This window comes from Psychrobacillus antarcticus, from assembly GCF_029533155.1.
GTDB lineage: Bacteria > Bacillota > Bacilli > Bacillales_A > Planococcaceae > Psychrobacillus > Psychrobacillus antarcticus.
In genome coordinates, this window is record NZ_JAIZDB010000055.1 from 1 (window position 1) to 13,883 (window position 13,883).

The following is a 13,883-nucleotide window of genomic DNA, read 5'->3' on the forward strand; positions in this document are numbered from 1 at the left end:
AATATTAGACCGAGTTTTACATCACGCAACCGTCGTTTCAATTGTAGGAGATTCTTATAGATTGAAGAATCATTTAACGAAGGAAAACGAGTAATTTTGTACATACTTACGCAAGCGGAAATGTACATATTTGTGTTGACATTTATAACCTTACGTAAACTAGAGCTCTTGGCTCTATGGGAAATAAGGGGATTGATCACTATATAAACATAGTTTTGTTCCTCTAAAAAAACTGGATAACTGGAGTATGGTAGTGTCCAGTTGATTCTAATACGACCGAAGGTGTAACCGCCAGCCGCTTTTTCTATTTCTTGAAGAAAATCAAGAAATCCCTTCAATCCTTCCAAGTTATGTTGAATACTAAAGCTCTTTCTATAGGGTTTGCCTTTATCTAAAAATGCTTGAACCTGACTCTCTCCTTTAGCTACATCAAGACCCACAACTGGGTTCATACGTAAATCTCCTCCTAGTAATATAAAATTAGTCGGTATCCCCTAAGGCTTCTTGTAATGTCATAGGTTCGCTTGTTAAACGGGATCAATGTCCCAACCAGCCTGAAACATGCTTATACAAGTAGGGGGTGAACAGTTTAGCTGACGGGATCTAGTCCCACGGGTGCGACGTTCTACCCCGACTACCATTATAATAAGACCAAATAGAAAAAGGTCAACCAGAAAAATCTGGCTAACCTTATATTACGAACGGGTGCTTTAGCAGAACAAGACCATCATTTCGATGGTCTATTTGTTTATCCAAAACATCAAGTATATCTCAGGGATATCCATTGTGAAATGTTACACTTAAACTAACGCAGCAGCGCGACAAGTTTTGTTATAAGCACTAATGTGTGAAAAAACAAGGGATTTCTTCGGAAATCCTAACTTTATAACCGAGGATAGGAATGACAAAACCATGTATTTTGAAACTATCCCATTAATACTCCTGCATGCGTCATAATGGACAGATTATGGGGTCTGAAGCTCAGGTGAAGTCGGCAGAACAACGGCTGAAGCCATTCCTCACGGAAAAGGTATGCCAATGGATATGCCGGATGGCTGAAAAACTAAATATGGTGAGAACTTTCTTATGGAAAAGAACAGACGAACTTCCGGAGGTACGGGTCTAAAGTTAGAACATAAGGAAACTTGTGTACCATCCAACGATGGGGTGAGTGACGTGGAGTAAAAATTGCCGCTCTGAAACACGCTATACCGAACAACGGCGGTATCCAGCTCACAGGCTTACAGGAAGCACCTAAGTTTAGAAGAAATATAGCTAGGTTATAAGGGACTTGGAAAGTAAGGAACGTTGATCCAAGGGCTGTCACCCGAAACGGTTGCTATAAGCGAATAGCGAAATGCATTTGTCCTTATGAGGGTAGGGGTACGACCTGTGAAACCTCTGTAATGGAGTCCGAGGAACAGCCCCAAGTCTAGCGATTAGTAATAATTATTTTTCAACTGTGCATTGCACCGGTCGGGTAAGAACGTGGGAACATCACTTCAAAGAGGAATGATGCCACAGTGCAAGCTCTACGATATTGGGATTATTATGGGATGACAGACACCTTTACAGACATACATCGACGAGCCAAAAATAAAGAATCATTCCATCTGTTATACGACATCATCACGTCGAGGAACAATATTTTATTAGCGTATCGAACAATCAAGTCAAATAAAGGGTCGAAGACCCCTGGAACAGATGGTAAAACTATTGTAGACATAGAGAAAAGATCAGAGAACGAATTAGTAGAAGAAATACAAAGTAGACTTCAAAATTATCGCCCTAAGAAAGTTAAACGTAAACTTATAGAAAAAGATAATGGCAAGATGCGACCATTAGGTATTCCATGCATTCTGGATAGAATCATCCAACAATGCTTTAAACAAGTGTTAGAGCCAATTGCAGAGGCTCATTTCTATAATCACAGCTATGGATTTAGACCTTTACGGTCTACTCATCATGCGATGGCAAGAATTCAATTTTTAGTTAATAAGTCGAAACTCCATTATGTTGTAGATATCGATATAAAAGGGTTCTTTGATAATATCAATCATACCTTGCTTATTAAACAGTTATGGAATTTAGGTATTCGGGATAGACAGGTTCTAGCCTGTATATCAAAAATGTTAAAGGCTGAAGTAGATGGAGAAGGTATTCCAACAAAGGGGTCTCCACAAGGTGGCCTACTTTCACCGTTATTGTCTAATATTGTACTAAATGAATTGGACCAATGGATTGCGAATCAATGGGAACTATTTCCCCTTCATAAATCACTTAAAACTAGAGGTCAACTGCTTGCAAAGAATCGAACTCACCTAAAAGAAGGCTACATAGTTAGGTATGCTGATGACTTTAAAATCATCTGTCGAGATTGGAAAACTGCTGAAAAGTGGTATCATGCTGTCAAATTATTTTTAAAAGAACGTTTAAAACTGGATATTTCACCAGAAAAATCGAAGATTATTAATCTGCGCAAGAATGAGTCTGCGTTCCTTGGCTTCACAATACGTGCTAATCGTAAAGGAAAAAAGCGAGTTGCACATACGTTTGTCAAAGCGGAAAAGATGCAGAAAATCAAGGCGGATGCAAAGAAACGACTAGAAGTACTCCGAACATCTCCAACTACTCAAAATGCTATGCGCTTTAACAGTTTTGTCTTAGGGTTACACAATTATTTTAGCAGAGCTACTCACGTCAAATTAGCGTTCTCACGACTTGCCTACGAAATAGGTGCATCTATGTACAATCGTCTTAAACCTATCGGTAAATATGAACATCCTAACAATCCGCCACCTGTTTATAAAAAGTTCTATGGCTTAGGCTCTAAAACTTATAAGATCGCCGGGGTATACCTCTTTCCTCTCGGAATCATCAAAACTAAAAATGTGATTGGCTTTACACAAAGTATAACTCCATTTACCGAAGAAGGTCGAGTAAAAATATCAACACGGTTGAGTAAAGATATAAGACAGGAAATAGTATTGTTAATGGAATCAAAAATACCGACACGAAGTGTCGAATATATGGATAATCGGATTAGTAGATACAGTATGAAAAAAGGAAAATGTGAAATAACTGGCATGTTCCTAACGGCACAAAACGTGTACTGCCACCACTATATTCCTGTGCATCTTGGTGGAAGCGACAAATTCAATAATTTACGTATCCTCCAAAAAGAAGTACATGAATTAATCCATATGACCGACAAAATTAAGGCGAATATACTCATAAAAAATTTGGGTATTACTGAATCGATGTTAGAAAAAATCAATAAATATCGAGAAAAATGTGAGCTAGAAATAATAAAATAACCCAAATCAATAAGAGTAACTTGAAACTTATAATTAATAATACCATCGCTAGATGGAACGCGGAATGCTTGGAAACTGGCACGTTCCGTGCGGAGTAGGGGAAAAGCTGGAGATAACTTCAAATGCTTACCTATTACTAACGTTTAATTGAAGAAGCTCTATTTTGATAGTATCAACTATTAATATCAAGTGATAAAATTAATTAAATAGTCTTAATAATATTGTTATGGGGGATTAAATGATGTTAGATACTCAAAAAATTAAGGAAATAATTAGACATCGATATCCATTTCTATTAGTGGATAGGATTTTGGAATTAGAAGAAGGAAAAAGAGCGGTTGGTATAAAAAATGTGACAGCAAATGAGGATTTTTTTAACGGGCATTTTCCTAATTACCCTGTTATGCCAGGTGTATTAATTGTTGAGGCATTAGCTCAAGTAAGTGCAGTTGTGATGTTAACTAAAGAAGGAAACCAAGGTCGATTAGGGTTATTAGTAGGAATAGATAAATGTCGTTTTAAACAGCAAGTAAAACCAGGAGACCAACTCCGTCTTGAGATTGAAATCACTCGATTAAAAGGACCTATTGGAAAAGGAAAAGGTATAGCTACGGTTGATGGGACATTAGTTTGCGAAACAGAAATAACATTTGCGTTTGGTGATTAAAATCTCGAGCAATTAACAAAAAAGCTTCTTCAACTCCCATGAAAATTAAAATCTTCGATTTAGAAAAAAGGCAATACGAAATCAGACGCAGCTCATTTATTTATTAAAAAAGTGCAGCGCCTAAATAAGAAGTAAATTATTGGTAGGATTAGGAGGCATTTGGTTCGCTGATTGTAACGTTGTAACCTAAGTTTTCAAGTCTCTCCACATCGGTTCCTACTTCAGCTAAGATTTGTTCGACCATTCGAGTGGCTACCTCCAGATTTAACAGTTCAATCTGGTCACTCAGAAAATCAATATGCGTAAGAATGGTTTTTATCATCAATCGTTGATGTGGATTGATATAACCACGAAGAGCGAGTTCGAGCTCATCTTTTTTCTTCTTCATTGTTCTTCGAGCGAGGCTCGCTAGCTTTCAGGATCATCCTCACCGTCTGCGATTGCCCGAAGCATGTCACGAGATGAGACACCCATTAGGCCGGAGACAACGGAACCAAGTTTAATATTCGCTCCTTCTAATACCTTTTGAATCCGATTATGTTGTCTAGCACGCTCTTCAATAATACTTCGACGGTATTGAACTAACTCTCGCAGTTCTCGCTGATTTCGGTCGGGAATGAAACTTGCTTTAAGTAGACCATGACGAATAAGTTTGGCAATCCATTCCGCATCTTTCACATCGGTCTTGCGACCTGGTACTTCTTTCATATGTTGAGCATTCACTACTAAAAACTCAATATTCTCCGCTTCTAGTAAGTTAACAATAGGCTTCCAAAATACACCTGTACTTTCCATTGCTACATGGGTACAATCATGCTCCTTAATCCAGTCGATTAACTGTAATAGAAATACAGATTTAGTGGAAAACGTCTGAATCTCCTTTCCTTTTGGTGTCATTATACATGCGGTAATAGAATCTTTGTGAACGTCCATTCCACATGCGCGTTCAATGATTACTTCCATTGTAATCATCCTTTCTACGGCAAATAGTATTGGAGGCTGGTGCAGCAACCAGAGTAGGATTAATCTCCCATGAGTGCTTCCCGTAAGGGAGCGACATTCTGTGATGCACCGTGGTCGTTGGAGTCAGACTAACGGATGGGCTCTATGGCACCATAGTTGATCGACCTTCCTCTCCCAGCCGTAGTATTACATACCCGTTTTTCACATTTTCATTCTCTGTGGTGTAGCGCTGATTTAGCGCTACATGGATGGCTAACGGGTGCTTCGTATTATAAGGTTAACCAGTTTTTACTGGTTGACCTTATTTTTATAGGATTTAATATATCAGTAGCCAGGGTAGGACGTACGGGTGCGTGGGACAATGATCCCGTGAACTAAACTGTCCACCCCCTACTTGTAGAAACATGTTTGAGGCTGGTTGGGACATAGATCTCGTATAACAAGCGAAGCTATGATACTACATGAAGGAATAGGGGTACTGGTGAGTGAGTGAGTCAGTCAGAGGAGGAAGTTAAATGAACCCAGTAGTTGGTCTGGATGTGGCAAAAGGAGAGAGCCAAGTTCAGGCGTTTTTAGATAAATCTAAGCCGTTTGGAAAGAGTTATTCAATGAAGAGGAATTAGACAGTTTTATAAGCTTTTTAAAGGAGATGGAAGGGATGACTGGGCAAATGCCTATGGTCATTTTGGAATCTACAGATCACTATCATTCTCCTGTTATTCAATACTTGGAGGACCATGAAGTTGTATATATCTTGCTTAATCCTATCATTTCTTATCAGGCGAAGAGATCTAGTTTACGAAAAGTAAAAACAGACGCAATTGATGCGTATCAGTTGTGCGTACTTTATTACAAAGAAGATTTTGAACCCCATAAAAACAGAGGAATTCAACTATTAAATCTCAGAAATCTTTCTAGACAACAGGAGATTGTGACGAATATGTATGTGGAGGCTAAGCTACAGTTTCACACTATTTTAGATCAAGTGTTTCCTGAATACCGCAAGGTTTTTGGTGATCTTTATTCGAAGGTCTCTTTATTGATGTTAAAGAAATATATTACTTCAGCAGATGTACTAGCAGCTGGAGAAAGTAAGTTAGCGGAGTCTGTGATGGAGTTTTGTCCAAGACGATCTAGTCAATGGGCATTGGATAAGGCCAAAAAATTAATGAATTCCGCTTCTCGAAATCCATTTCAAAAAGTGGTGTACCACAGTCACTTAATCAATCTTCAAATGTATATTGAAATGCTTTTTCAGTACCAAGGACACCTTTCAGAGTTGGAAATTCGTATAGTGACCTTGGCAAATGAATTAGAAGATTACAAGATTGTCCAATCGATTCCAGGAACCGGAGAAAAAATCGCTGCCACGATCATCTCTGAGATTGGTGAAATTGATCGGTTTAGTCATCCGAAAAAACTGGTGGCCTTTGCAGGAGTAGATCCCAGTGTTCACTCATCTGGAAAGTTTACTGCCACAAATAATCGTATTACTAAACGAGGTTCGAGTAGATTACGCCATGCTTTGTATCTTGCCGTATTGTGCGGTATCAGAAGTTCAAGAAACAAAAAACTGAAAGAATTCTATGATAAGAAGAAATCAGAAGGAAAGCCTGCAAAAGTGGCGATAGTAGCCTGCATTAACAAACTGCTTCACTGGATTTATGCTTTATTAAATAGAAAAGAAACTTTCCAAGATATAGCGTAATTACTGGTTACAAGTAATTAAGAGAAAACCTTCCAAAAGGTTTTTGGAGGGCTATTTATCATGCACAAAATAGTATAACATAGGATTAATTATTATTTTAAAGAAAAATATTGACATCCTATTAGCTGGTTTAGTTAAACAAGTGGCTGCAGGCCCTACCGGTATTTTCTTCTTTATAGAAGAGTATGGTGTACAAGCGATAATAAGCAAGGAAACCAAATGCCGTTGTAGGGAGTCGGATAGCAGCGTAGTACCAATGAAGTTGGGTAATGCCGATGGAGGAAAGGCTGCTACCAAATGATCACCCTCACTAGGGACACATTTACTACACACTGCGGTAGAAATAATAAATGTAAACTAAACTATTGAGGATAGCAGAATCACCATTTTGTGAATGATGATTTGGAGGAGCCGTGTGCGTAAATAGCGCAAGCACGGTTCTGTGAGGGGGGTGGAACACAATCTACCGTTAGGTAGAGAGGTTCCCTTCTACTCGACTAGTTCAAGAATGGGTTTTTACTAAAGATGAGCTTTACCTGTATAATCGAAATATTATAAATGGATTTTATGGGAGGAGATTCCAATTAAAAACATACATATATTTGGTGCCGCTGGTTCTGGAACTTCGACACTCGGAACTGCGTTATCAGGGGAACTTTCTTATAATCATCTTGATCCAGACGACTATTTTTGGATAACTAAGTTTACGGAACAAAGACCATTACCTGAAAGAAGACAAATGCTAAAACATGATTTATCGAAATATCAAAACTGTGTTCTTTCGGGCGCAATATGTGGTTGGGGTGACGAATTTAAAACCTGTTTTGACTTAGTTATATTTTTATGGATTCCCCAAAATGTAAGACTTGAAAGATTGCAACAAAGGGAATTTCAAAGGTATGGGAATCAAATATTAGTTGGTGGTAGTAAACACGACCAATCAAAGGCTTTTCTGGAATGGGCTTCTTTATATGATGAAGCAGGAATGGAAGTTAGAAGTAAAATGTTACACGAACATTGGATGTCGGACTTAAGTTGCCCAATATTGAGAATAGAAGGAGACTATACGGTAAAATAGAGAATGAATTTAGTCCTCAATTATTTAAGTTCCAACTAAAAAAGTTATTTCACTAACGGGTCCTTGTGCGGCCGAGCCTAGGTCGTATCATATAGCGGGTGGGATTCCTGTCGAGAAAGAACTAGCCATTCACTCGTAGCGAGTCTTGAAGGCTAATGGTAACATTAGCCTTTAAGCGTAGACAGTTAGGTGGCGGGCCGAAAGCCAAATGGTTGAAGGGATTGAGCTCCATAATGTTAGTAAATCGAGAGGGCTGATGCTTTAAGCACGGCAGAAAGCTATATTTTATCCATCGTTAAAGGCAAGAAGGATAAAACCTCTCTGGAGTCAGAGACCTTGGCACGTCACACATCGATATGATACGGCAACTCGGGAGGCCCTACCGGTCTTTTCTTCTTATAGAAGAGTATGGTGTACAAGCGATAATAAGCGAGGAAACCAAATGCCGTTGTAGGGAGTCGGATAGCAGCGTAGTACCAATGAAGTTGGGTAATGCCGATGGAGGAAAGGCTGCTACCAAGTGATCACCCTCACTAGGGAAACATTTACTACACACAGCTGTAGAGATAATAAATGTAAACTAAACTATTGAGGATAGCAGAGTCAGTGTGAATGATGATTTGGAGGAGCCATGTGCGTAAATAGTGCAAGCACGGTTCTGTGAGGGGGGAGGAACACAATCTACCGTAAGGTAGAGAGGTTCCCTTCTACTCGACTAGTTTAAGAACGGTATTCCAGAAACGGGCACTTTCCTAGAATATGGAGAGTGCTTTTATTCATTAAAGGGTCATTTCATTGAGTAAGGAGTTTTTGGGTAGGGATCACATTTTTGTTAACCATTAAAGGACGCTTTTCTGAAATTAGAAAAGCGTCTTTCTTCATGTTTGGAAGCAGATGATTTCACATTTCTATATTTTGTAAGCTATTAAACTACTCATTTACGAGTTCATCTTTTCGTCAAATTTAAAGTGTTTACTTTTTTAAAATAGTAGTATAGAATACTTTAAGTGAACTACTCAAATTAGAGTACTTTAAATAATAAATAAGTAAACGAGAAAGAGGAATCAACAATGTCATTCAAAAAATTCACGAGGCTTCAAGGCTTTGGTGCATCAGTATTTATGGGTATTTTTTATGCAGTCGTGATGCTATTAATCTTTTTAATTGGTTATACTGCGTTACCTGGTAATATGGATCAATTAAAAATTGCCATCGTAAACGACGATGCAGGAGAATCTGGCGCAAAAATTGCCAGTCAATTAGGGGAAAGTCTACCATTTGAATTTCAATCGAATTTATCAAACGAAAAAGCAATGGATAAATTAGAAGATAATAAATTAGCGCTAGTTATTCATATTCCAGAAAACTTTACAGAGAATGCTCAAAAAGGGGAGTCCGCTCAAATTGATTTCACTGTAAATGAGGCATCTGCTACAATGGTATCATCTACAATGAAATCGATTGTAACAGAAATCAATAATCAATTAAGTGCAAGTTTCTCAACACAAACAGCTCAAGGTATTTTAATGAGCATGAATGTCCCAGAAGAGCAAGCTGCGCAAATGGCAGAGCAAATTGATCAAGCATATGTTGGCAATTATGTGATTACAAATGATGTGCCAGATGGAATGTACAACAACATGCTGCCAATGTTTTTAACGATGGCTTGTTATGTAGGTGCGATGATTGCTGCAATGCAATTAGTTCAAGCGTATAAGCAAAGTCGCGGGCAAGCATCTCGCTTTAAATTATTTGGCTATGTGCAAATCTCTGCATTAATTATTGCCGTGGTCTCTTCTATTTTTGCAGTAGGAATTGCATTCTTAATTGCAGACTTAGATAGTGGTATACTGTTTAAAGTGTTTGGCCAACAAGTCCTGCTATATATGGTTGCTTTTAACTTCTGTGCAATCTTTACATTCTTAATTGGCGAAGCGGGTATGATTTTAAATATCCCCGTATTACTTACACAAACAATCTCAAACGGAGCTACAATGCCACGTGATATGATGTATGGGTACTTTGATGTTGCTTCTTATATCACACCGATGTACCATTCCGTTCAATCCTATTTTGCGGTCATGTTTGGTTCAACAGAGCAATCACCATTTTTATGGGGTCTAGTATTAGTAGGTGTTGGCGCAGCGCTAATTAACTTCTTAATCGTTACATTCCTTCATAAAAAAGAGCCGGAAGCAAAGGAAATACTTCATTAACACATCAAGAGCTTCAATCGAATCATGATTGAGGCTCTATTCTTTAGGGGGAGGATATATGTCGATCCAAATTTATATTTTGAGTAAACTTATTGAGGGAAATAATTATCCATATAAGCTGAAAAAAGAACTTTCAGAGCCATTTCCTTTTGATAAAATCGGGAATTTAACAATAAGCAAGATATATTACCATTTTGAATCATTATCAAAGCAGGGGTTCATTGAGCCAGTTGAGGTGATAAAGGAGGAAAACCGACCAGATAAGCAATTGTTTGCGATCACTGAAAAAGGTCGAGAAAATCTTCCCCAAAAAATTTATAGCCTTTTTGAAAAAAGCAATACAGTTATAGATTTAATCGCCGGATTATTCTTTTTACGGTTTGTTGATAAATCGCGGATTGTGCGTATTTTAGAAAGCAAACTAGATGACATGACGCGAAAATTGGATAAACTGAAATTAGTTTATGAGCAAATCAAAGTGGACGATGAAAGAGCACTGATGATTGAAATTACAAATGATTTTTTGATGGACAAATTTAATAGTGAAGTAGTAGCCATCCAACGTATTGTTGAAAAATTGAAAGAAGAAATAAAGTAGATTCATGCACTAATAAAGTTGAAATATTAAATAACAAAGTATTTCACAATCGGGCGCGATTCAGTAGACCAGCGCTCGTTATCATTAAAGGGCTAGATTGTTGAGTAAGGGAATAAATATTTATATATAATGCAATTGAGATTGTGAAGGATTACACTGTTCAACTAACGCAGCAGGTGTGCGGCCGAGCCTAGGTCGTATCATATAGCGGGTGGGATTCCCGTCGCCATTCACTCGTAGCGAGTCTTGGAGGGCTAATGGTAACATTAGCCTTTAAGCGTAGACAGTTAGGTGGCGGGCCGAAAGCCAAATGGTTGAAGGGATGGAGCTCCAAAATCTTAGTAAACGAGAGGGCTGATGCCTTACCTGCGGCAGAAAGCTACATTTTATCCTTCGCTAAAAGGCGAGAAGGATAAAACCTCTCTGGGGTCAGAGACCTTGGCACGTCACACATGGATATGATACGGCAACTCGGGAGACCCTACCGGTCTTTTCTTTTTTTCTAGAAGAGTATGGTGTACAAGCGATAATTAGCAAGGAAACCAAATGCCGTTGTAGGGAGTCGGATAGCAGCGTAGTAACAATGAAGTTGGGTAATGCCGATGGAGGAAAGGCTGCTACCAAGTTATCACCCTTACTAGGGACACATTTACTACACGCGGAGGTAGGGATAATAAATGGAAACAAAACTATTAAGGATAGCAGAATTAGCAAAATCTGATCCTAAGATGAAATTTACATCTATTGTACATTTACTAAATAAGCATTCTCTTGTTCAATGTCATCTTGAATTACCTAATAAGAAAGCAACGGGGATTAATGGTACAACTAAAGAGCGATACAGTGAAACACTAGAGGAAAATATAGAGGATTTAGTAAGTAGGCTTAAAAGTAAAAGTTATCATCCTGTTCCCGTAAGGAGAATGTATATTCCTAAGCTTAACTCCAACAAGAAAAGGCCATTGGGGATACCGGAACATGAAGATAAGATTGTACAGAAAGGCATTACAAAAATACTAAATGCCATCTATGAAAATGATTTTCTAGATTGCTCTTTTGGGTTCCGTCCAAATCGTAACTGCCACGATGCTTTGAAAATATTAAATTATTACATGGAAAAGAAATCAGTAAATTATATAGTAGATGTAGATATTAAAGGGTTCTTTGACAATGTTGACCACATATGGATGATGGAGTTCTTAAAACTGCGAATTGCTGACCCTAACTTACTAAGGATAATTGGTAGGTTTCTTAAAGGTGGATACATGGAGGAAGGAAAGAAATACAAGACAGATAAAGGCACACCGCAAGGTGGAGTCATATCTCCGGTACTTGCCAATCTATACCTCCATTATGTCCTGGACCTGTGGTTTGAGAAGGAAGTTAGAAAACAGTGTAAAGGAGAAGCATACATAGTTCGTTATGCAGATGACTTTGTTTGTTGCTTCCAATATAAGAGCGAAGCTCAGGAGTTCTTTCAATCATTGAAGCTGAGATTACAGAAGTTTAATTTAGAAATAGCGGAGGATAAAACCAAAATTATTCCCTTCGGGAGATTTGCGGAGAAAGATGCAAAACTAAAGGGAAATGGAAAACCTGATACCTTTGATTTCCTAGGTTTTACACACTATTGTGGAAAGAGTAAATCTGGATACTTTCGTGTGAAACGGAAATCAAGCAGGAAAAAGCTACAAGGTAAACTAATGGAATCGAAGGAATGGATAAAGAATAACCGAAATAATGACATTCATATGATTATGGATAGATTTAAACGCTCGCTTGTTGGTTATTACAACTACTATTGCATCACGGATAACACGCAAAGTGTTCACCGCTTTAAAGACAAAATCCAATATTTACTGTTTAAATGGCTCAACAGAAGAAGTCAAAGGAAATCCTTTACTTGGGATAAATTCAATCTCTTTCTTCATAAATATCCGTTACCATCACCAAGAATTAAGGTGAATATATACGACTTAAGAAAAGAGATTAGCTATATTTTGTGAATGATGACTAGGAAGAGCCGTGTGCGTAAATAGCGCAAGCACGGTTCTGTGTGGGGGGAGGAACACAATCTACCGAAAGGTTGAGAGGTTCCCTTCTACTCGACTAGTTTAACAAGGATTAGCCACAATCAGGAGAGAATTCTCAAAAGGAAAAGTAGATAGGAGTAAACTATGTTTAGTTTTTTATTTGAATTAATTGCAGGATTATTCGGCAGTGTTGGATATAGTGACACTTTAAATACGAAAAAAATTGACCAAAATATTGAACGGTTAAATCAATACGATTGGTTTAAAAAGATTTACGAGGATGAAGAATATCACCGTTTGTTTTTTGTGAATAAACACGTCAGACGTTATTTACAAAGCACAATTCGTGTTAGAAAAATTATTCGTAGTAAAGAAGCACGAAGAAAGCTATTGTACCTTCTTGATAAAGAAATAAAATCGTAATTTTCTAATTGAACTAAAGCGGCAGGTTAGTTGAAGTAGCAAATTAGAATTATTATGTTCAATTATAGGGAGGTGTATAAATGAAATTAGTGATGAAAGCATTTATAGCTTCTGTAATAATTCATTTAGTTTATTTAGTTTGCACGATTGGAATTGGTTATATAAAAACAAAAAATTATAAGCCAGATATATCAAGTGAATGGGAGAATGTAGACTATCTTCAAAATGAAGTAGCATTCGGTATGGTTATTTCCCCTTTTTTCTTTGTCTTTTCATTAGTAGGGATAGCTTGTATATGTGGAATAATTATATATTTATATAAAAAATTCTTTAACTAGAGATTGAACTACTGGAAACGCTTTTTCACTAACGCAGCAGTTTAGTTGAGCAAGAAAGCATGTAAATATTGGATTATTGGGGGATAGAAGATGAAAGAAGAAAAAAAGTGAGGAAGGCTTTTTTAAAACGTACTAATTGAGATTCAAAAATGGCAATCTTACTTCTTTTCAACAATTTTCTGAAAGTAAAATCCGCATGTAGTACAATTTGGAGTAGTTAGAATTTTAGTTATATTAAGGAGGTCATAAATTCAATGTCATTCCAAGAAATAAACGAATTTTTAGTCGAACAAAATGAAAGGATGGAAGCACTATATAAACCTGTTCTATTCAATAACTGGATGTCTGCAACAACTGGAAATAAAGAGTGGAGTGAAAAACATGAAAAATCCCTAAGCGATTATTTCGCTAATTTTTCTAAGCAAGAAACATTTAAAAAGTTATTGTCTTTTAGAGAAGAGAAAAATCTTACTCCCATTCAGGTACGCCAATTAGACGACTTATATAATAAAATAATTAAAAATCAACTTGATAACAGTGTA

The 13,883-nt window shown here is 37.4% G+C and carries 10 protein-coding genes and 4 pseudogenes; 12 read left to right on the top strand and 2 right to left on the bottom strand.

The features are described from left to right. Nucleotides 1-94 (top strand): ATP-binding protein (locus LDK52_RS19585; RefSeq protein WP_277586213.1); only part of this gene is annotated, 94 nt, incomplete at its 5' end. Nucleotides 95-146: 52 nt separating this feature from the next. Here the strand turns inward: LDK52_RS19585 and LDK52_RS20180 are convergent. Continuing rightward, a pseudogene (locus tag LDK52_RS20180) lies at nt 147-452 on the bottom strand (IS110 family transposase); the annotation flags it as partial. Between the two features lie 1,071 nt (nt 453-1,523). Between LDK52_RS20180 and ltrA (LDK52_RS19595) the strand changes: the two are divergent. Continuing rightward, nucleotides 1,524-3,317: a group II intron reverse transcriptase/maturase gene (gene ltrA, locus LDK52_RS19595; protein ID WP_277587592.1), complete on the top strand. Its 1,794-nt coding sequence runs from the start codon at nt 1,524-1,526 to the stop codon at nt 3,315-3,317. 241 nt (nt 3,318-3,558) lie between these two features. Further along, entirely contained in the window at nt 3,559-3,984 is a 426-nt protein-coding gene (gene fabZ / locus LDK52_RS19600) for a 3-hydroxyacyl-ACP dehydratase FabZ (RefSeq protein ID WP_277587593.1), read from the top strand. A 199-nt stretch (nt 3,985-4,183) separates the two neighbouring features. On the opposite strand, the pseudogene LDK52_RS19605 reads toward fabZ, so the two are convergent. Continuing rightward, a pseudogene (locus tag LDK52_RS19605) lies at nt 4,184-4,947 on the bottom strand (IS110 family RNA-guided transposase); the annotation flags it as partial. A 515-nt stretch (nt 4,948-5,462) separates the two neighbouring features. On the opposite strand from LDK52_RS19605, the pseudogene LDK52_RS19610 reads away from it, so the two are divergent. The 9 genes and pseudogenes from LDK52_RS19610 to LDK52_RS19650 form a co-directional block, all read left to right on the top strand. After that, nucleotides 5,463-6,655: pseudogene (locus tag LDK52_RS19610) on the top strand (IS110 family RNA-guided transposase). A gap of 583 nt (nt 6,656-7,238) precedes the next feature. Further along, nucleotides 7,239-7,733, top strand: a complete 495-nt coding sequence (locus LDK52_RS19615) for a P-loop NTPase family protein (protein ID WP_277587599.1) — start codon at nt 7,239-7,241, stop codon at nt 7,731-7,733. A gap of 1,070 nt (nt 7,734-8,803) precedes the next feature. Further along, complete coding sequence (locus LDK52_RS19620) at nt 8,804-9,949, top strand: YhgE/Pip domain-containing protein (protein ID WP_277587594.1); 1,146 nt, start codon at nt 8,804-8,806, stop codon at nt 9,947-9,949. A gap of 58 nt (nt 9,950-10,007) precedes the next feature. Next, on the top strand, nt 10,008-10,547 hold the full coding sequence (locus tag LDK52_RS19625) for a PadR family transcriptional regulator (protein ID WP_277587595.1): 540 nt from the start codon (nt 10,008-10,010) through the stop codon (nt 10,545-10,547). A gap of 257 nt (nt 10,548-10,804) precedes the next feature. After that, entirely contained in the window at nt 10,805-10,963 is a 159-nt protein-coding gene (locus LDK52_RS19630) for a hypothetical protein (RefSeq protein ID WP_277587596.1), read from the top strand. A 261-nt stretch (nt 10,964-11,224) separates the two neighbouring features. Beyond that, entirely contained in the window at nt 11,225-12,553 is a 1,329-nt protein-coding gene (gene ltrA / locus LDK52_RS19635) for a group II intron reverse transcriptase/maturase (RefSeq protein WP_277587597.1), read from the top strand. 171 nt (nt 12,554-12,724) lie between these two features. Further along, nucleotides 12,725-13,003 carry a hypothetical protein gene (locus LDK52_RS19640; protein ID WP_241600612.1) on the top strand — a complete coding sequence of 93 codons (279 nt, stop codon included), beginning with the start codon at nt 12,725-12,727 and terminating at the stop codon, nt 13,001-13,003. A gap of 80 nt (nt 13,004-13,083) precedes the next feature. Beyond that, nucleotides 13,084-13,341, top strand: coding sequence for a hypothetical protein (locus tag LDK52_RS19645; RefSeq protein WP_277587598.1), 258 nt, complete (start codon nt 13,084-13,086; stop codon nt 13,339-13,341). Between the two features lie 254 nt (nt 13,342-13,595). After that, nucleotides 13,596-13,883 (top strand): annotated as a pseudogene (locus LDK52_RS19650) (peptidase M3A and M3B thimet/oligopeptidase F); the annotation flags it as partial.

What these genes read in the sequence shown, in the direction of transcription:
- LDK52_RS19645 (WP_277587598.1), top strand. Translation starts at nt 13,084, where the DNA reads ATGAAATTAGTGATGAAAGCATTTATAGCTTCTGTAATAATTCATTTA.
- LDK52_RS19620 (WP_277587594.1), top strand. Translation starts at nt 8,804, where the DNA reads ATGTCATTCAAAAAATTCACGAGGCTTCAAGGCTTTGGTGCATCAGTA.
- LDK52_RS19640 (WP_241600612.1), top strand. Translation starts at nt 12,725, where the DNA reads ATGTTTAGTTTTTTATTTGAATTAATTGCAGGATTATTCGGCAGTGTT.
- LDK52_RS19625 (WP_277587595.1), top strand. Translation starts at nt 10,008, where the DNA reads ATGTCGATCCAAATTTATATTTTGAGTAAACTTATTGAGGGAAATAAT.
- ltrA (WP_277587597.1), top strand. Translation starts at nt 11,225, where the DNA reads ATGGAAACAAAACTATTAAGGATAGCAGAATTAGCAAAATCTGATCCT.
- fabZ (WP_277587593.1), top strand. Translation starts at nt 3,559, where the DNA reads ATGTTAGATACTCAAAAAATTAAGGAAATAATTAGACATCGATATCCA.
- LDK52_RS19630 (WP_277587596.1), top strand. Translation starts at nt 10,805, where the DNA reads ATGGTAACATTAGCCTTTAAGCGTAGACAGTTAGGTGGCGGGCCGAAA.